The organism is uncultured Subdoligranulum sp. (genome assembly GCF_937890665.1).
In genome coordinates this window covers 1-17,766 of sequence record NZ_CALADU010000075.1, presented here as the reverse complement: position 1 = coordinate 17,766, position 17,766 = coordinate 1, and the positions used below count along the sequence as shown (strand labels likewise).

18 protein-coding genes and 1 pseudogene are annotated in these 17,766 nt (G+C 54.8%); 3 read left to right on the top strand and 16 right to left on the bottom strand.

Going from position 1 to position 17,766, the window contains the following annotated elements:
* Positions 1-222 precede the first annotated feature (222 nt).
* A complete protein-coding gene (locus tag Q0526_RS04135) occupies positions 223-1,644 on the top strand; it encodes a glycine--tRNA ligase (RefSeq protein ID WP_298731145.1) in 1,422 nt (473 codons plus the stop codon).
* A 56-nt stretch (positions 1,645-1,700) separates the two neighbouring features.
* On the opposite strand, the gene Q0526_RS04130 is transcribed toward Q0526_RS04135, so the two are convergent.
* Genes Q0526_RS04130 through Q0526_RS04105 form a run of 6 tightly spaced genes read right to left on the bottom strand, consistent with a single transcriptional unit; the run spans position 1,701 to position 5,978 of the window.
* Complete coding sequence (locus Q0526_RS04130; protein WP_295338527.1) at positions 1,701-2,078, bottom strand: type II toxin-antitoxin system PemK/MazF family toxin; 378 nt, start codon at positions 2,076-2,078, stop codon at positions 1,701-1,703.
* Positions 2,079-2,131: 53 nt separating this feature from the next.
* Complete coding sequence (locus tag Q0526_RS04125) at positions 2,132-3,220, bottom strand: acyltransferase (RefSeq protein WP_298731143.1); 1,089 nt, start codon at positions 3,218-3,220, stop codon at positions 2,132-2,134.
* A 3-nt stretch (positions 3,221-3,223) separates the two neighbouring features.
* Positions 3,224-3,613 (bottom strand): holo-ACP synthase, encoded by a 390-nt coding sequence (gene acpS, locus Q0526_RS04120; RefSeq protein WP_298731140.1) that lies wholly within the window; start codon positions 3,611-3,613, stop codon positions 3,224-3,226.
* Positions 3,610-4,137 carry a nitroreductase gene (locus Q0526_RS04115; protein ID WP_298731138.1) on the bottom strand — a complete coding sequence of 176 codons (528 nt, stop codon included), beginning with the start codon at positions 4,135-4,137 and terminating at the stop codon, positions 3,610-3,612. The genes acpS and Q0526_RS04115 overlap by 4 nt, the downstream gene beginning before the upstream one ends.
* A 48-nt stretch (positions 4,138-4,185) precedes the next feature.
* Complete coding sequence (locus tag Q0526_RS04110; RefSeq protein WP_298731136.1) at positions 4,186-5,556, bottom strand: hypothetical protein; 1,371 nt, start codon at positions 5,554-5,556, stop codon at positions 4,186-4,188.
* A gap of 32 nt (positions 5,557-5,588) precedes the next feature.
* Positions 5,589-5,978, bottom strand: a complete 390-nt coding sequence (locus Q0526_RS04105) for a hypothetical protein (protein ID WP_298731134.1) — start codon at positions 5,976-5,978, stop codon at positions 5,589-5,591.
* Between the two features lie 136 nt (positions 5,979-6,114).
* Between Q0526_RS04105 and Q0526_RS04100 the strand changes: the two genes are divergently transcribed.
* Positions 6,115-7,008, top strand: a complete 894-nt coding sequence (locus Q0526_RS04100; RefSeq protein ID WP_298731132.1) for a MerR family transcriptional regulator — start codon at positions 6,115-6,117, stop codon at positions 7,006-7,008.
* Positions 7,009-7,054: 46 nt separating this feature from the next.
* On the opposite strand, the gene Q0526_RS04095 is transcribed toward Q0526_RS04100, so the two are convergent.
* The 10 genes and pseudogenes from Q0526_RS04095 to Q0526_RS04055 form a co-directional block, all read right to left on the bottom strand.
* Positions 7,055-7,711, bottom strand: coding sequence for an HAD family hydrolase (locus tag Q0526_RS04095; protein ID WP_298731130.1), 657 nt, complete (start codon positions 7,709-7,711; stop codon positions 7,055-7,057).
* Positions 7,712-7,720: 9 nt separating this feature from the next.
* On the bottom strand, positions 7,721-8,740 hold the full coding sequence (locus tag Q0526_RS04090; RefSeq protein ID WP_298731128.1) for a glycosyltransferase family 2 protein: 1,020 nt from the start codon (positions 8,738-8,740) through the stop codon (positions 7,721-7,723).
* A gap of 150 nt (positions 8,741-8,890) precedes the next feature.
* Positions 8,891-9,028, bottom strand: a complete 138-nt coding sequence (locus Q0526_RS04085; RefSeq protein ID WP_298731127.1) for a hypothetical protein — start codon at positions 9,026-9,028, stop codon at positions 8,891-8,893.
* Positions 9,029-9,378: 350 nt separating this feature from the next.
* The gene (locus Q0526_RS04080) at positions 9,379-9,765 is read right to left on the bottom strand and encodes a hypothetical protein (protein ID WP_298731125.1); all 387 of its coding nucleotides are present in this window, start codon (positions 9,763-9,765) and stop codon (positions 9,379-9,381) included.
* A 78-nt stretch (positions 9,766-9,843) separates the two neighbouring features.
* Entirely contained in the window at positions 9,844-11,289 is a 1,446-nt protein-coding gene (locus Q0526_RS04075) for a nicotinate phosphoribosyltransferase (protein ID WP_298731123.1), read from the bottom strand.
* A gap of 34 nt (positions 11,290-11,323) precedes the next feature.
* On the bottom strand, positions 11,324-11,551 hold the full coding sequence (locus Q0526_RS18770; RefSeq protein WP_366522029.1) for a hypothetical protein: 228 nt from the start codon (positions 11,549-11,551) through the stop codon (positions 11,324-11,326).
* 289 nt (positions 11,552-11,840) lie between these two features.
* A pseudogene (locus Q0526_RS18765) lies at positions 11,841-12,602 on the bottom strand (serine hydrolase); the annotation flags it as partial.
* Between the two features lie 114 nt (positions 12,603-12,716).
* Entirely contained in the window at positions 12,717-14,780 is a 2,064-nt protein-coding gene (recG, locus tag Q0526_RS04065) for an ATP-dependent DNA helicase RecG (RefSeq protein ID WP_298731177.1), read from the bottom strand.
* 82 nt (positions 14,781-14,862) lie between these two features.
* Positions 14,863-16,548, bottom strand: coding sequence for a DAK2 domain-containing protein (locus tag Q0526_RS04060; protein WP_298731119.1), 1,686 nt, complete (start codon positions 16,546-16,548; stop codon positions 14,863-14,865).
* Positions 16,549-16,569: 21 nt separating this feature from the next.
* Positions 16,570-16,923, bottom strand: coding sequence for an Asp23/Gls24 family envelope stress response protein (locus tag Q0526_RS04055; RefSeq protein WP_007046673.1), 354 nt, complete (start codon positions 16,921-16,923; stop codon positions 16,570-16,572).
* 183 nt (positions 16,924-17,106) lie between these two features.
* On the opposite strand from Q0526_RS04055, the gene Q0526_RS04050 reads away from it, so the two are divergent.
* A complete protein-coding gene (locus tag Q0526_RS04050; RefSeq protein WP_298731115.1) occupies positions 17,107-17,568 on the top strand; it encodes a CBS domain-containing protein in 462 nt (153 codons plus the stop codon).
* Positions 17,569-17,766 lie beyond the last annotated feature (198 nt).

Below are 17,766 nucleotides of genomic sequence, written 5' to 3'. Positions count from 1 at the left end.
TCTAGAACTTCATAAAGAATTCCAATCTTTTCGTTCACTATTTGTTCATTATAACAAGCGCCCCCATGAATTGCAACATCTCTCCGCTCAATCGAAGATTTACTGCATTTAGCTTGTGCCAGACGACCCGCTATGCTATAATAGCCATACTGCGTTGATACTGTGCAGCGCAGCAAATTCACTTTGTGTGGCAGCCAGCCATGCGGAAGGAGTAAAGAAGAAATGAAAAACAGCGAAAAGACTTTGGACATGATTGTGAACCTGTGCAAAAACCGTGGGTTCATCTATCCCGGCAGCGAGATCTATGGTGGTCTGGCCAACAGTTGGGATTACGGCCCGCTGGGCGTCGAGTTCAAGAACAACGTGAAAAAAGCATGGCTGAAAAAGTTCGTGCAGGAGAGCCCCTACAATGTCGGCTTGGATGCCGCCATTCTGATGAACCCGCAGACCTGGGTGACCACCGGCCATGTGGCCAGCTTCTCGGACCCGCTGCTGGATTGCCGCGCCTGTAAGAGCCGTCACCGCGCCGACAAATTGATTGCCGACTGCGAGCAGGGTCAAAATGTAGACGTGGACGCCATGACCTTTGATGAGATGGACGCTTTCATTGCCAGCCATGACGAGGTGGTCTGCCCTGTCTGCGGCAAGCATGACTTCACCCCCATTCGCAAGTTCAACCTGATGTTCAAGACGGCCATCGGTGTTACCGAGGATTCCTCTTCTACTTGCTATCTGCGTCCTGAGACTGCACAGGGCATCTTTGTCAACTTTGCCAACATCCAGCGCACCACCCGCCGCAAACTGCCTTTCGGCGTTTGTCAGGTGGGCAAGGCTTTCCGTAACGAGATTACCCCGGGCAACTTCACCTTCCGTACCCGCGAATTCGAGCAGATGGAATGCGAGTTTTTCTGCAAGCCGGACACCGATTTGGAATGGTTCGCCTATTGGAAAGATTTCTGCAAAAACTGGCTGCTGAGCCTCGGTATCAAGGAAGAAAATCTGCGCTTGCGGGATCATGAAGCCGCCGAGTTGGCCTTCTATTCCCGTGCTACCACCGACATTGAGTATGCGTTCCCGTTTACCGATTGGGGCGAGTTGTGGGGCATCGCAGACCGTACCAATTACGACCTAAGCCGCCATCAGGAGGCTTCCGGCAAGAGTCTGGAGTATTTCGATCCCGAGACCAACGAGCACTACATTCCCTACGTCATTGAGCCTTCGCTGGGCTGTGACCGTGTGGCACTGGCCTTCCTGTGCGAAGCCTACGATGAGGAACATTTGGTGGATGCCAAGGGCAAAGAAGACGTCCGTACGGTACTGCGCCTGCATCCCTTCCTCGCGCCGTTCAAGTGCGCCGTGCTGCCGCTCTCCAAGAAACTGGGTGACAAGGCCATGGAGATTCGCAACGAGTTGGCCAAAGACTTTATGGTGGACTACGATGATGCCGGTTCCATCGGCAAGCGGTACCGCCGTCAAGATGAGATCGGCACCCCGTTGTGCATCACCGTGGACTTCCAGACCGTGGGCGATGACAAAACAGAAGCCGACAACTGTGTCACCATTCGCGACCGCGACACCATGGAGCAGATTCGCCTGCCCATCAGCGAGCTGAAGGACTACATTGCCAAGAAAGTAGCGTTCTGATCCTCTTTTCTAACACACAACGCCCTCCGAGCCTATCGGCCCGGAGGGCGTTTTCTTTAAAAGTATCCCCCATCGTCGTGGGTGTTCTGACTTTCCAGCCCCATTGAAACGCCTAGCGCCTCATCCACACGACGCATATCATCCGGGGGAATGCGTCCTGCCCGTTCCCGTAAACGGCGCTTATCCAACGTACGGATTTGTTCCGTCAGCACGATGCTGTCTTTAGACAGTCCGCAGCGATCCGCCCGAACACTGATATGGGTCGGCAAACGATTTTTGTCTTGCCTGCTGGTGATGGCCGCTGCGATCACGGTGGGGCTATGCCGGTTTCCAATCTCATTCTGAATGATAAGTACCGGCCGGATGCCTCCCTGTTCTGAGCCTACGACTGGACTCAGATCCGCATAAAAAACTTCCCCTCTATGCACTTCCATCCAAAAGACCTCCTCTCGTCTTATACTCTTAGTATAAGCGGGAGGAGGTCTTTTTAATCATCTTGTTGCAGTTCTGCCGCGAGAGCATCTCCTTTTTTGCACAGCGCTGTAAACACCGCGCTGCGCTGCAATGGCTGCAAGATCAGTTTGGTGCGCAATCCATCTAAGATGGCACCGCCCACAAAAACCGCACCGATCACGAACAGCGTATACAACACAGAACCATGATGCGCCTGCGCCTGAAAAACACCGTTCCACAAAAAATCGCGGAAAGCGGGTACCTGATGCAGGATATATACCCCCAGCGTTGTCCCGGCCAGCGCGTTGATCCAACGAATGCTACCAAGATTCAAACCACGGAACAGTGAAAATAGCGCCAACGCAGCCAACAGGTTGGGCAATGCCCCCAACCCTGTGCGATAATAGGCAATGTACTGAAAGGCCTTTCCTTCCGTCTGGCCTTGCCACTCCAGCCACGCTCTGGCTGCTGTGTTCAGCACCGGAAGGCCTACTCCAAAGAACAATGCCACCCCACGGTTTTGCAGCAGTCTGCACACTCTATTATCCGGATAGCGGTGCAGATACGCGGCCAACAGATATTCATATAGGAACATCCACACCAAATCGCTGACTACGCCATCTTCGGCAAAGAGCGTCGGATAGACAACTAAGGGAAGACTCAGCGCCAGCAGCAAGGTGCGGTGGGCATGCCGCGGCAAGCCATGCAGCACGCGATTGAGCACCGGCGTCATGAGCAGCAAGATCAGATAGTCCGAAATGAACCAAAGCTGCCGTGTGGACGTGGGAACAATTGCCCACCGCAATGTACCGAAGGACACCGGCAGCCCCAAAGCCCAACAGAGCACCGTCACCGGCACGGTATACAACCACAGGGACATCCACAGCGAAAGAGGACGGCGTGTCCGAAAAGGGCGTTCGCACAAAAACCAGCTTCCGATCAGGATAAAAACACTGCAAGCAATGCGGGAGCCGCAGCCAATCAGACAAAAGGCAAAAGAGGATGAGAAGGTACTGTAATCTGCAATGCCTCCTTGCCCTGTCAAGTGATCTCCGATGATAAGCAGCATGCACAAGATGCGCAGCAGTTCCAAATTACTGGTGCGCGGCGTTTTGGCAGACATCGGTCACTCCCCTTTTGGCTGATGTTCTTCCAGCACAACGATGGCACTGGCAAGACCCTTCTCGTGGGTCAGGCTAACATGTACCGTTAGACCGCGCTGCGCAGCCCAAACGGCAGCGCGGCCTTCAAGTTCAAAATACGGAGCACCGTTCTCCGCTCGCAGCAGCGCCAGCTCCGACAAGGCAAAGCCACCGAGCCCGGTTCCTGCCGCTTTGAGAAAAGCTTCCTTGGCAGCAAAATTGGCCGCGGCGGTTTCGGCCCGGCGCTTACCGGAAAGTCCTGCCAGAAGTACCTGTTCCGCCGGCGCATATACATACTCGCAGAAGGACGTTTTTTCGAGGCTTTTTTCGATGCGCTGCGCCTCACACAAGTCAATGCCAACCCCTAGAATCATACATGTACCACATAATCTGCTTTACGAGGCGCCGCCGGTTTGATACCACCTGCCGCCGGATATCCCAAAATGCAGTTGCCTACACCACGGTAACGTTCCGGATCCAGACTCCATTTGCGCAGAAGTGCCTTTCCTTCCTCGGTATCAAAGGTTTCTTTAGCGCGATTGATCCAGCAAGAACCCAGACCAATGCTGGATGCAGCCAACAGCAGATTTCCCAAAACCAACGAACCATCCTCCACATAGGTGGGAATCGTCTGGTCCGCCAGCACCACCAGCACGGTGGGAGCGCCATAGAAGGGGTCCCCATCCCGCCCCATAATTTGGGCATTCATGGCGGACAACTGATCGCGCGTTGCTTTGTCTTGCACCGCTACGATCACCGGGCTTTGCCGGTTCAGCGCCGTAGGCGCCCATGTCCCCGCCTCTACCACGGCTTGTAATTCTTCGGGTTTGATCTGTTCCGGCTGATAAGCACGGCAGCTACGCCGGGCAGCAATCGCAGACAGCACTTCGTTTTTCATCGTCACAAAGCCTCCTTATCGCAAATCCTTTTTCTGAGTGGAATTCCCTCAACGCGCTTCTCTGAGCCGATGCGCTTCCGCCAACAGTGCAGCTTTTTCGTTGGGCACGCGGCCTTCCATCACTGCCGAAAGCAGGGCGTGCAGCATCTGCCCAACCGCCGGGCCGGCCGGCATGCCGTCTTCCATGAGATCAGCCCCATTTAGGGCCAACTGCCGCATGGTATAGCATCCGGTGTGGGACAATTCCTGCATGCGCTCTTCAAAAATCGTCACATCGCGGCGGCGCGCTGCCACTTCCGGAGTTTGCGCATGGGCGTCCAAATCCGCGTACTTCAACGCGCACAGACGTCGTAAAAATATCGCTCCATAGCGGTTCAAGCTTTTTAAGATGGCAGTGTCTCCACTCGGCAGCGGCGCATCGTGAATGGCAATCAATCCTGATGCCCCTTCGATCAAATAGCTGGGAGCCTTCAGCCGGCGCAAAATTCCCCGTGCCACCTGCGCCCCCCGCTGGTTATGTCCTCTAAAATGGGCTGCTCCGTCGGGACCTACACTGCGGCACAAGGGCTTGGCAATGTCATGCAAAAAGGTAGCCCAGCAAAGCACTCTAGCACCCCGCGTGTCTTGCCCGCGAAGATCCAACGCAGTAACAGCCGCGGCTGTGTGCTGCCAGACATCGTAGCAATGCCATCGTCCCGGTTGGGTACAACCCATACAAGGCCCCACCTCGGGAATCGCCCCCGCCAGAATCGCCCCGTACCGGGATAACGTCGCCCCTGCCCCCGGCACGGTCAGCAAACCATCCAACTCCGCGTAGATGCGTTCCGCACTGACGGACTGCAAGGTATTGCAGGCGGCACGGGCTGCCTGCTCGGTTTCCGGCTCTAAAACAAACCCTAGCCGCGCTGCGAAACGCAGCGCTCTTAAAATACGCAAGGCATCTTCTTCAAAGCGGGCTTCCGGTTTTCCCACGCAGCGGATGATCCCATTTGCCAGATCTTGGCGCCCGCCGTGAAGATCGATGACACCCTCACCGGGGGCATAAGCCATGGCATTGATGGTAAAATCCCGCCGGGACAAGTCCTCTGCCAGTTCCCCCACAAATTGAACTCGGTCCGGATGGCGGTGATCCCGATACTGACCGTCCAGCCGATAGGTCGTGATCTCATAGGGTTTGCCGTGCAGCACGACCCCCACGGTGCCGTGCTTTTCGCCGGTCAGGATCAACTGCTGGTCGGCAAACAGTGCCCGCATTTGGTCTGGACGGGCCGAAGTGCAGATATCCCAGTCGCCCGGCTGACGCCCCAACAAGCTATCCCGGACACAGCCACCCACCACGTAGGCGCTGTACCCTGCGGTATGCAGCGTCTGCAACAGCCACTGGGCATCCCCCGGCAGTCGAATGCGCTCCTGCCGCATCGAGCCCCTCCTTTCTCCGGCCAGACCGGTTCTTACTGTTCGCGGTGCCACTCCTGCTTCAGATCCACCACACACGCAAGACTTCCTTCTTCCCCTTGCAATGTCTGTACTTTGGCCTGTGCTTTGTCCGCGTCTGCCATCCAAGTCAAAATAAAGTAGTTGTCGGCCGGAACTTCATAGTAGACCCACATACCGTCGGCACGCAGCAGATCCGGAAGGTGATCCAGTTCGCCCTCCAGCAAACCTTGGCCTTCCTCTCCATAAATCATCTCGGGCCCAACTTGCAGCGAATCGATCACATTGATGCTGCTGTTGATATAGGTATCTCGGTCCACATGCTTATCACTATGTTCCCACGCGCTGGCAAAGGCTTTGACCAGCAATTCGCGTACTTCCAGTTTGTCGTCTCCCAACTGATACATGGTTTTGCTCCCTCTTTATATTGAAATGTAAGAACAGTATAGCACAAAAACCGTGGGGATGGTATGATTTATTTGAAAAAAGACTTGACCTTCCCATCGGTGTAAGGTATATACTAAGGCCAAAGGAGGGGTTTTCATGAATATCAAAGAAGCCTCGGAACAATCCGGTGTATCCACCCGTAATATCCGCTACTATGAACAAGCCGGTTTGCTGCACCCTGACCGAAATCCCGAAAACGAATATCGCATCTACACAGCGCAACACATCCGCACGCTGAAGATCATCCGCGCCCTGCGCATGCTGGACATGCCGTTGGAAGACATTCACCAAATCTTAGAGGGGCAACTCACCTTGGCGGAAGCAGCGGCCCGCCAAAGTGAACGGCTGCGCGAACGTGCCCAAAAACTAGAAACTGCAATTCAGTTTTGCAACGACCTGCAGCGGCAAGATATTGGTACTGCTGCGTTGGATATCGATGCCTATCTGGCTCGGATGGACAGTGCCCCCCAACGGAGTTGGTATGCCGGTTGGTTGGAAGATTACCGTGCCATGACCCGTCGGGAGCATCGCCGCATCTTCACCTTCACACCGGATACCCCAGTCATGACCCCCGCTCAGTTTACCGATGCACTCTTTGCCTATGGCCGGGAGAAGGATCTGAATCTTGTGGTCACCCACGAAAGCATGCACCCCCGCTTCACCATCAATGGGATTGCGTATCGGGCCACGCGCTATCTCTACCCAATCCGTGGGATCCCCACCGCGCGAATCCGCTGTATCTGCTGTGACCCAGACTTTTCGTTGCCGGAGAACACACCTCGCCTGCGAATTCTAAAGTTTCTGCACGATTTCCTGCCAGCTTTTGCCGCGACAGCCCTCGCCCTCCTCTTTTTATGGCCTCGCGGACTGCTGACCACCGGCTGGGGGCTTTTGCTCCTGATAGGGTGCATCGCAGCTGGTATCAGTGCCTCGTGGTACAACCTTCATCTTTTCTACAACGACAAAGACAATCAGCCTCATAATTCCTAAAAAACCCCCTCTCGGCTGCAAAACCGAGAGGGGGTTCTTTCACTTTTTAAGAATCACATAACAGCGTATGCAGATCTGCTACTGTGTTGGCCAATGCCACCGCACCAGCTTTCGTCAGTTCGTCGGCGCTCCCATAGCCATAGACCGCGCCAATGCAAGGCAAGCCGTTACGCGCCGCACCTTTGACATCGTGTTCCCGGTCGCCCACCATGACGACGTCCTGAAGTTGGGTGACCCCTGCTGTTTGCAGGGCGTAGGCGATAACCTCCCCTTTATCCGTGCGTGTTTCGTCCATTGTGGCACCGCAAATTGCATCAAAATAGCTTTCCAGAGAGAAATGTTCCATAATGCGCCGGGCAAAGTCTTCCGGCTTGCTGGTCGCCATCACGACCCTTTTGCCAGCCCTTTTCAAATCCGCCAAAAGCTCTGGAATGCCGGGATAAACCTCATTCTCAAAAATGCCGCGTTCGGGGTAGTATTCCCGAAAGGCGGCCACCGCTCGGACGGTGTCCTCTTCCTGCAGGTGGAGATACTCTCGGAAAGAGTCTGGCAGCGGCGGTCCCAGAAAGCGGCGCAAGATGGCCTCTTCCGGCACCTCTAGGGCCATTTTCTGGCAGGCGTGGCGCACCGAGTTGAGAATCCCGGGGGCCGAATCCGTCAAAGTGCCGTCCAAATCAAACAAAATGGTCTGGTAGGGCTGCATGGTGCCTCCTCAGTTGAATTTAAACAGTTTTTGCGCAATGCGATAACCGCCAATGCTCAGCTTGCTGCCCAGCCAACCGGGCAAGTTGCAGCCCTGTGCCACCGAATGCCGGCAGCGGCGCCACAGCCGTTCATCATGCGCTTTGAGATCGTCCCAGAGTTGTTTCCGCTTCTGAAGCGCTTCCTCACTGCCGTCCAACGCCAAAAAGATGCTGGAAATGGCCATCATCATCGAAAAATAGTTCAGCATATAGGCCTGCAGCTTTTCCTGCTCGGGAGGCAGCGCGTAGACATCCACCGCCTGCATCATCAGCCGTGTAACCCGCAGCTGCTGGTCCACCCGCTTGATCATATTCTTTTCGTTGACGCTCTGATCTTCCCGGCCGATAAAGTAGCGATACAAATCCAAATTGAGGTAGTAGATGGTTTTGACTTGGGGCAGCGGCTGGTACACAAAGATATTGTCCACATAGAAGGTATGCTTGGGCAGTTCCATGCCGCTGGCCCGCAACACAGCCGTGCGGTAGATGACGCTATGCATCAGGATATTCTTGTTCGGCGGGAATTTGCCGATCTCATCCCAATGGAAGACGCGATTTTCCGGCAGGATTCCGGTGTAGTCCACCACGTTGCGGGTATTGTCGGCTACGTGTTCATACACGTAGTTGGCCATCAGCAGATCCAGCGGTGTTTCCGCTTCCGCGTAGCGGCGCAGCACTTCCATCACTTTCGCCAGTGCTTCGGTGTCCAGCCAGTCGTCGGAATCCACCACTTTAAAAAACATACCCGTGGCATGACGGATTCCCTGATTGACTCCCTCCCCGTGGCCACCGTTTTCCTGATGGATCACCCGCACAATGGTGGGATACTTCTCCGCGTAGGCGTCAGCAATCTTGCCGGTGTCGTCGGTGGAACCATCATCCACCAAGATGATCTCGGCGTCCTCTCCAGCGGGAAGCAGGGTTTCGATACAACGGTCCATATACGCAGCCGAGTTATAGCACGGCACGGTAAAGGTAATCAGTTTCATGCAGATACTCCTTCTGACAGGTCGGCCTCATAAGGTCGGATTGATACAGTAATAGCATACCCTTTTTTGCCCAAAATTACAAGCAAAAAATGCCCCGTGCCGATGCGGAGCGCATCGGCACGGGGCACGGCTTGCGGGGGTGGTTGGGTTTTAAGACAGATCGGATCGGTTGTAACTGTGTACTCCCGACGGCATCACATCGTTGTACATTTCCTCCGGCAGACCAAAAGGACGTTCCGGCTCCAAAAACCCGTGCATCCACTCAGCCAAAGTATGCAGCTTCAACATGTTACCTAGCTCCTTTCTGTTTTCTGTCTTCATTATATGCGAAAAGTCTGTCTTTTGCAAGCCGCACTTTGTACAAACTTACAAAAGTTATTTGTATATTTTCCACCATTTCGGCGTATTGTACATATTTTAGTTGCATTTGTACGCGTCAGGCGGACAGTTCCTCCCATGCTTCCTGCATGGTATCCGCCGAAAACAAGAACTCGCCGTACTCCGAATACACCTCGATGTGGCCGCCTACATATTTGAATTGCTGGGTCATGGTGTGTACCGCCTTTCCTATCAGGATGGCATTAGTATACAACATTCCCTGTCCGTAAAACGGTACTTCTATTCCTTTCCGGGGCCATTCAAGTACCATAAATCGGATTTTTAAAAGCTGTTTGTACCCTGCGAAGCACCAACACGACCCAACCGCACAGCAGAAACCAATAGACGGTATAGCGCGGACAAATCAGCCCCGCCCAATTTCCCCATTCCGCACTATAATCCCAAACCGTCACATGCAATATTTCGCGGCAGAAGATCCCCACCGCCGCTTCGATGCCGCTGGCCCCTACCGCACCAGCCCCAGCTGCCGCCGGCAACGGCAGCCGCCGTTGTGCCAGTTGTTGCAGTAAACACAAACATATCCCGCCTGCTAAAAACATCGTCCAATGACTGGTCCCCCGCCATGCCAGCTCAATCGCCAGATACCCACTGCCCCCCAGCAAGAATAGCATTCCTTGTTCCAACATACCAAAACCTCCCGCACAAACCAGTGTGTTGCCACTAGTATGCGCGGGAGGCTCGGGTTGTAACCGTATTGTAACAAATTATTTGGAGAGCTGCTTCAGCAACGTGCTACGGGTATCCCACAGTTTCTGGCTCAGGTCCACATAGTACCGATGGGGGTTTTCAAAGCGCTTCACTTCATCCCACAGCGTGTTGACCTGCGCTTTGCAGAACTTCTTGATGTCGTCCAGACTCGGGCTTTCGTAGACCCGTTTGCCCTGCTCATAGATCGGGGTGGACAAGCAGCGCACGGTGCAGTTCACATAGGTGCATTCTTTCCATGTTTCGATGGGGTCAAACAGCGTGATGCCGTGCCGGGTCTCCACCTGTTCGTCTGCCATGGTGATCAAGTCAGCCATCGCCTTGCCATCCTCGTCATAAATACGCCACACCTTTTTCAGGCCGGGGATGGTCATCTTCTCCGCCGATTCGGACAGCTTCATCTTGGGGGTGTAACTGCCATCCTCCTCTTTAACGGCGGCCAGCTTATAGACCCCGCCGAACACCGGGTCCGACTTAGCCGTAATCATATTTTCACCAATGCCGAAGCTGTCTACTCGGGCCCCCTGCAAAATCAAATCCCGTACAATATACTCGTCCAAACTATTGGAGGCGCAAATGGTACAGTCAGGGTATCCAGCTTCGTCCAGCATTTTGCGGGCTTTTTTGGAAAGGTATGCAATATCACCGGAATCGATCCGAATCCCCTTGGGGCGCTTGCCCATGGGTTTGAGGACCTCATCAAAGACTTTGATGGCGTCCGGCACACCGTGGCGCAACACATTGTAGGTATCTACCAACAGCACACAGGCATCCGGGTACAGTTCTGCGTATTTTTTGAAAGCGTCGTACTCACTGGGGAACATCTGTACCCAGCTGTGGGCCATGGTGCCCGACGCCGGAATGCCGAAATCTCGGGCAGCCATAACGCAAGAAGTGGAGCCGCAGCCACCGATGTAGGAGGCACGGGCGCCAAAATAGGCGGCATCATAGCCCTGTGCACGGCGGGCACCAAATTCCATCACCGGGCGGCCAGCCGCCGCACGCACAATACGGTTGGCTTTGGTGGCGATCAGACACTGATGATTGAAGGTGACCAGCAACAGCGTTTCCAAAAGCTGACATTCAATGGCAGGGCCTTCCACCGTGACGATAGGTTCCTGCGGGAAGATCGGCATGCCTTCCTCGATAGCCCAAATGTTGCAATGCAGCCGGAAGTTCGCCAGATAGCTGAGGAAGCGCTCATCAAAGGTATGGGTAGAACGCAGATAGTTGATATCCTCCTCGGTAAATTCGAGGTGATCCACCGCATCGATGAACTGCTGCAAACCGGCCATAATGGCGTAACCACCACCGTCTGGCACACGCCGGAAGAACATATCAAAGACGGCGATCTTGTCCTGATAGCCTTCGTCCAGATAGCCAGCGGACATGGTCAGCTCGTAGAAGTCGGTCATCGTTGTCAAATTGCGTTTTACATCCAGCATGGTGCCTACCTCCTGATGGATCACTCCAACAAATTTATTTATTTTCGCTTTCCCGACTCCATACGCCGAGAATGGACAACACCCAAATGAAGGCATAAACAGCCACCACCGCCATCGTCAGCATGATGACTACCTTGAAATAGGTGCTGGAGAAGAACTCGCCTACCCGGGAAATGGTATACAGCATTTGATTGCGGTCCACATCGCTGCCGGCGATCAAATCCACCGTGCCAATGCTCTCTCCTTCGATAGTCAGCGTCACGGTCCCCACCACGTCCCCCTGTTTCAGTCAGATGGTCCGGCAGGTTAAAGACCTGCTCGGTAAGGGCCGCGCCACCATCCCGGGGCAGCAAGGTCATCATATCATCGGCCGGATAGAGCATGACCGTATCGGTCTGGGTAGAATACACGATTCGGCTTTCGGTAATGGGCTGGGTGGTGTCTAAGGCCGGCGCAATGGTATACGTTTCGTACACCCAATCCATCAGAGTACCGGTTTCCCGCAGAGCAGGCCTACCGCCCTCTTCATCGGTAGCGTTGGGGACGTTGAGCACTACACTGATATAGTTTTCTCCGTCTTGGCTATGCCAGCCTGCAAAGTTCTGCCACTCGCCGCCCTTGGTATAGGCCCGATAATAGCTGGTGTTGCACACCATTTTGTTGGTGTTCTGGATGATGTAGGTTCCCGGCGTAGGGTAATTGTCGTTGGTTCCCATATCGTAACTGGGAGTCGCCATTACGGTGGCTACCACATCATAGGCCGTCAAAGCCCGCAAAATCAGATAGGCGTCCTTCGCCGTAGTCACGTTGCCCCCGTCCAGACCACAGGGATCGGTAAACGTGGTTCCGGTACAGCCGATGGCAGCGGCCTCGTCGTTCATCATCGCCACGAAGTTATCGATACTGCCGCCCCCCATATAGTCGGCCACAATGTAGGCCGCCTCGTTGGCACTGGGCAACAGCATGGCGTACAGCAGATTTCGAAGGGTCTGCGTGTCGCCGCGGCGTATATCTGCCGTGGATGCGTTGGTGGTTTTTTCCCAGATCAGGTCATAAATATAGCTGGGAGCCGTCACGGTAATGGTATCCAACTGATCTTGATACTGTTCCAGCATCAGCAGGCAGGTCATCATTTTGGTCAGACTGGCTGCCTGCAGTTGGGTATCACTGTTTTTGTCGTATACCACAATGTTGGTATCCAAGTTAACGACATACGCCGCCGGCGCCGTAAGCTCCGGCGCATCAGCAGACAGTGCGCTGGTCTCCCCTTCTGCCGCCACTGGCAACACCAACACAAAGGTTAGCACCACCATGCACAGCAGTGCGCAGATTCTTTTCATAGGCATGTGATTCCTTTGATACAGGGTTTCTTTGGGTTATCTTTTAGTATAGCAAACTTTCCCCGGAAATAAAAGGGATTTACCGATTTAATTCATCGCACCGGCTGTTGCAAACAATCGCTCCACTTCATCCGACAGAGCGCAGTGGGCCGGGTCGATCAGGTTGGGGTCCACCGCCAGCAAGGCTTTGGCCTCCTCTTGCGCCACCTTCAGCGTACGGGTATCCTGCACCAGATCTGCCACCCGCAAGGTGGGCAGCCCGTGTTGAGCCTGCCCAAAGAAGTCACCAGGGCCACGGGTTTCCAGATCATATTTGGCCACTGCAAAACCATCGGTGGTATGACATAGAAAGCGCAGTCGCTCCCGCACCGACTCGTTCTCGTTGTCGGATAGCAGGATACAGCAGGAATCCGCCGCGCCCCGGCCTACCCGTCCCCGTAACTGATGCAAAGCAGAAAGACCGAACCGCTCGGCGTTTTCGATGACCATGACGGTGGCATTGGGAGCGTCCACGCCCACCTCGATCACGGTGGTGGAAACCAGTACATCCAGTTCCCCGGCCTTGAACCGCTGCATGACTTCATCCTTTTCCTTCGGCTTCATCTTGCCATGCAGCAAACCGATGCGGCGATGGGGCAGCAGCGCGCAGGCCACTTCCGAATAATACGTGTTGACCGCCTGCATACTGGAATCCAACTCGTTTTCATCGATGGCCGGACAGACAATGTACACTTGATGTCCGGCCTCGATCTGCTTATCGAGAAAGCCGTACATATCTCGGCGCTTTTTGCCGGTGGTGAACCATGTTTTGATGGGCTTGCGCCCCGGCGGCAACTCATCCAGCACCGAAATATCCAAATCACCGTACATCAACAGCCCCAATGTACGAGGAATCGGGGTCGCACTCATCACCAGCAAATGCGGACTCTGCGCTTTGCCTGCCAGCAGCCCCCGCTGACGCACGCCAAAACGATGTTGCTCGTCCACAATGGCCAATCCCAGATTTTGAAACACCACCGAGTCGGTGAGCACCGCATGGGTGCCAACCACCAATCCGGCTCGTCCATCGGCAATCGCGGCCAGTGCGATCCGCTTTTCGCTGGCTTTCATGCCGCCTACCAGCAATGTCACGTTGATGCCAAAAGGTTCCAGACGGTCTGCCAATGTAGCGGCATGCTGCCGGGCCAAAATCTCGGTGGGGGCCAACATGGCACTCTGCCAGCCGTTTTGGGCAGCAAACCAGATTGCCGCGGCCGCCACCAACGTTTTGCCGCTGCCCACATCCCCCTGCAACAGACGGTTCATGGGCACCTTGCCGCAGAGGTCTCGGGTGATTTCCTCCGTGGCACGGCGCTGCGCACCCGTAGGCGCATAAGGCAAACTCCGCCAAAACGGTTCCAGATCCAAGGCGTGCATAGGGGCACTGGTTTCCCGACGGCCATGGCTGCGCAGCAAAAAAATGCCGATTTGCAGCAGATACAATTCTTCAAAAATCAGCCGACGACGAGCGGCAGCCAAATCGGCATGATCATGGGGGGCGTGTACCCCTCGCACCGCCTGCGCTTTGGTGGGCATTTTATACTTGGTCAACAGTTCGGAGGGCAATGGGTCTTGCAGCTCATCCACATAGGCCAACGCAGCCCGGGCACAACTGGCTTGCCGGGAAGCGGGCAGTCCTTCGGTTCCGCGGTACACCGGTACAAAAGGACTGGCAGCCACCTGCGCTTCGGTACGGACCAAGGGATGCAGCAATTCCCGGTGGGTCAGGTTCCCGCCAATGCGCCCCTCAAAATAATACGTTTCCCCTACGATCAGCTTGTCTGCCGCATAGGATGCATTGAACCACGACAGGGTGAGTACGCCGGAATCATCGGCCGCCAGTACCCGATTGAGCAGACGCCCGCCCTTGATGCGCCGCGCCGGTTCCTTTTGCAAAACGGTAGCCTTTACGCAGCAATCCACATCGTAAGGAGCTGATGCCACCGAATACGGCTGGGTGTAGTCTACATACTTACGGGGATAGCAGAGCAGCAGATCCCGAATGGTGCTGATCCCCAATTTTTCAAACTTTTTGGCAAAAGCCGGTCCCACGCCTTTCAGATATTGAATGGAACTGTCGATCGTCGCCATACGGGCCCTCCTTTCTGTTATCGTATCGGCAAAGAGAGTGTATACAGGAAAAAGGCGAACTCGGATACCCCAAATTCGCCTTTTTGTAACGTTTACTGCGCGATTACTCCACGGAGATCACGTAGTAGTACACCGGCTGGCCGCCGCTGATATGACTGACCTCGATGTTGCCGCCGCACTTAGCGCGTACCAAATCCGTGGTATGCTCGGCTTCTTCATCGCTGACATCGCAGCCGGAAATCACCGTAATAAACTGCGTATCCTTCTTGCGCATCGAACGTGCCAAGCGGTAGGTCACCTTGACAATGTCGGCGCCCGTAGCCACAATCTTGCCGTTCTCCAGCGCCATAATCTCGCCCTTCTTGATGGGCTTACCGTCAAATTCGCTATCCCGAGCCGCGTAGGTCACCAAGCCGGTGCTCACGTGGTCGGCAGCCTCCATCATGTTTACAGCGTTCTCGTCAGGTTTGCCTTCGGGATCGAAGTTCAACATGGCGGTCATGCCCTGCGGCACCGTGCGGGTGGGCAGGACGATCACCTTACGGTCGGCCAGCTTCTGGGCCTGCTCCGACGCCATGATGATATTCTTGTTGTTCGGCAGCACCAGCACCGTCTTAGCCGGCACACTCTGAATGGCCGCCAAGATATCCTCCGTGGAGGGGTTCATCGTCTGACCGCCGCTGACAACCGCGTCTACGCCCAGATCGGTAAAGACATTCTTCAGTCCCTCACCGGCGGCCACGGCCACAAAACCGTATTCACGCTCAGGGTCCACCGCTGCGTAGGTAAACTCGCTTTCCTTCTTTTCCTCCGCCTGCGCCTGCTTTTCCAGACCCTTGCCCTGCTTCTGGCGAGCGAGGAACTGCTCGTGCATGTTCTCGATCTTGAAGTCGGTCAGATAGCCGTACTTGATGGCTTCCGACAACATCATACCGGGATCGGAAGTGTGTACATGGCAGTTGGCCACGTCATCATCCTCGATGACTACAACGGAATCACCGTTGGACTCCAAGAAGGCACGCAGACGGGTCACGCTGGCGTCGGCATTCTTGTGCAGCAGGAACTGGGTGCAATAACCGTTCTTGATGTCTTCGACCTTCATCAGATCATCGGCAAAAACGCCCTTGCCCGCCGCCTCGCTGGAAACCTTAGGCTTGGCCGCCACTTCGGCACCGGCAATGATCTCGCCGCCGTCAAAGACCTGTTTCATGCCTTCAAAGACCAGCAAAATGCCCTGACCGCCGGCATCCACCACACCGGCCTTTTTCAGCACCGGCAGCAGATTGGGGGTATCATCCAGAGCGGCCTGCGCAGCTTCCAGCGTAGCATCCCACATCGCGGGAATTTCCATCTCGGTGCACTGCTGGGCTTTCTCGGCGGCCAGACGGGTAACGGTCAAAATGGTGCCTTCGGTGGGCTTCATAACCGCCTTGTAAGCAGCCTCCACGCCCATCTGCAGCGCGCTGGCCAAATCGGCAGCACTGGCCTCGGTCTTATTCTTCAAAGCCTTGGAGAAGCCCCGGAACAACAGACTGGTGATTACGCCGGAGTTACCGCGGGCGCCACGCAGCATCGCGGAAGCTGCGGTTTTGCTGGCTTCGGCCACAGTGCAGCTATCGGGCAGGGCTTCCAGTTCGCGGGTCGCAGCCCCCACCGTCATGCTCATATTGGTACCGGTGTCACCGTCGGGAACCGGGAAAACGTTCAGCTCATCCACGCGGGTGCGCTGATTGGCAATGTTATTGGCGCCGGAAAGAATGGCGTCGCGCAGGATCTGGCCAGTAATCATCGTATTGTTACACCTCATGTCTTAATCTGCCAAAATATCGTCCACATACACATCAATGCGCGCGACCTTCAGGCCGGTGGCATGCTCCACCTCGTCCTTAACGCGATGGGTGATGCTTTGCGTGATGGTAGAGATATTGAGCCCATACCCCACTTTAATATGCAGTGCGATGACCAGACGCCCGCCTTCTTGCGTAACGGTAACGCCCTTCGGCGGCAAACTGCCCGTACGCAGCGCGTTGCGCACCACGCTCTCGGCAGGAGCCTGCCCCATAGCCGCAATGCCGTAGCACTGCTTGGCAGCCTGCTCCACCAGACCGGAGAAATAGTCGTTGGTCAAAGAGATATGTCCGTAAGGATTCACCTTGGTGATCATCTGCGATCCTCCTTTGTTGGGCTTAATTAGGCTTATTATACACCAATTTTCCCCGTTTGAACAGTCTTTTTTCAAGAAAAATCTGACTCCTCGTTTTTTAACATTCCATTCACAAAGTTTACAGGTTGAACGTATATACTGGATATAGAGGCAACACCATCACCAAAAGGAGTGCATTCCCGCATGAATCTTTTGTTCTTTTTGACACCCAAGCAGGACGTATTATATATCTACGAGGATTTTACGCTGCGCCAAACCTTGGAAAAATGGGCCAATCAGCGATTTGCCACCATCCCCGTGCTGAAGCGCAATGGCGAATATGTGGGTACCATTACCGAGGGGGATATCCTGTGGGGGATGAAAAATCTCCACGGATTGGATCTGGAAGCCAGCGAAGATGTTCCCATCGCCAGTTTTCCCCGCCGACGGGATTACAAGGCCGTCACGGTGACCACTGACATGCCTACCCTGCTGCGAGCCGCCATCGACCAAAACTTTGTGCCGGTTGTGGACGACCGCAATGTTTTTATCGGCATGGTACGCCGCACAGTTTTGCTCAAAGACATGTACGGCAAATACGCCGGGTTGATGACAGACCCGTCGCATCGGTCCCCTTCCCGCCGACAAGCCACCTCTTCTGTTTGATTTTCTCTCTCCCGTTTTTTCCCCGCAACGCGATGCCAAGTTTCGGCATCGCGTTTTTTATTGGTTTGGGCAACAAAAAACACCGCATGGCGGTTAAACCATGCGGTGTTTGTGACGGCTTGGAAAACTGAATTACTTCAGCTCGACCTTGGCGCCGACTTCTTCCAGCTTCTTCTGCATCTCCTCGGCGTTGGCCTT

Coding starts and splice junctions, on each gene's coding strand:
- Q0526_RS04135 (WP_298731145.1), top strand. CDS start 223: ATGAAAAACAGCGAAAAGACTTTGGACATGATTGTGAACCTGTGCAAA.
- Q0526_RS04130 (WP_295338527.1), bottom strand. CDS start 2,078: ATGGAAGTGCATAGAGGGGAAGTTTTTTATGCGGATCTGAGTCCAGTC.
- Q0526_RS04125 (WP_298731143.1), bottom strand. CDS start 3,220: ATGTCTGCCAAAACGCCGCGCACCAGTAATTTGGAACTGCTGCGCATC.
- acpS (WP_298731140.1), bottom strand. CDS start 3,613: ATGATTCTAGGGGTTGGCATTGACTTGTGTGAGGCGCAGCGCATCGAA.
- Q0526_RS04115 (WP_298731138.1), bottom strand. CDS start 4,137: ATGAAAAACGAAGTGCTGTCTGCGATTGCTGCCCGGCGTAGCTGCCGT.
- Q0526_RS04110 (WP_298731136.1), bottom strand. CDS start 5,556: ATGCGGCAGGAGCGCATTCGACTGCCGGGGGATGCCCAGTGGCTGTTG.
- Q0526_RS04105 (WP_298731134.1), bottom strand. CDS start 5,978: ATGTATCAGTTGGGAGACGACAAACTGGAAGTACGCGAATTGCTGGTC.
- Q0526_RS04100 (WP_298731132.1), top strand. CDS start 6,115: ATGAATATCAAAGAAGCCTCGGAACAATCCGGTGTATCCACCCGTAAT.
- Q0526_RS04095 (WP_298731130.1), bottom strand. CDS start 7,711: ATGCAGCCCTACCAGACCATTTTGTTTGATTTGGACGGCACTTTGACG.
- Q0526_RS04090 (WP_298731128.1), bottom strand. CDS start 8,740: ATGAAACTGATTACCTTTACCGTGCCGTGCTATAACTCGGCTGCGTAT.
- Q0526_RS04085 (WP_298731127.1), bottom strand. CDS start 9,028: ATGTTGAAGCTGCATACTTTGGCTGAGTGGATGCACGGGTTTTTGGAG.
- Q0526_RS04080 (WP_298731125.1), bottom strand. CDS start 9,765: ATGTTGGAACAAGGAATGCTATTCTTGCTGGGGGGCAGTGGGTATCTG.
- Q0526_RS04075 (WP_298731123.1), bottom strand. CDS start 11,289: ATGCTGGATGTAAAACGCAATTTGACAACGATGACCGACTTCTACGAG.
- Q0526_RS04060 (WP_298731119.1), bottom strand. CDS start 16,548: ATGATTACTGGCCAGATCCTGCGCGACGCCATTCTTTCCGGCGCCAAT.
- Q0526_RS04055 (WP_007046673.1), bottom strand. CDS start 16,923: ATGATCACCAAGGTGAATCCTTACGGACATATCTCTTTGACCAACGAC.
- Q0526_RS04050 (WP_298731115.1), top strand. CDS start 17,107: ATGAATCTTTTGTTCTTTTTGACACCCAAGCAGGACGTATTATATATC.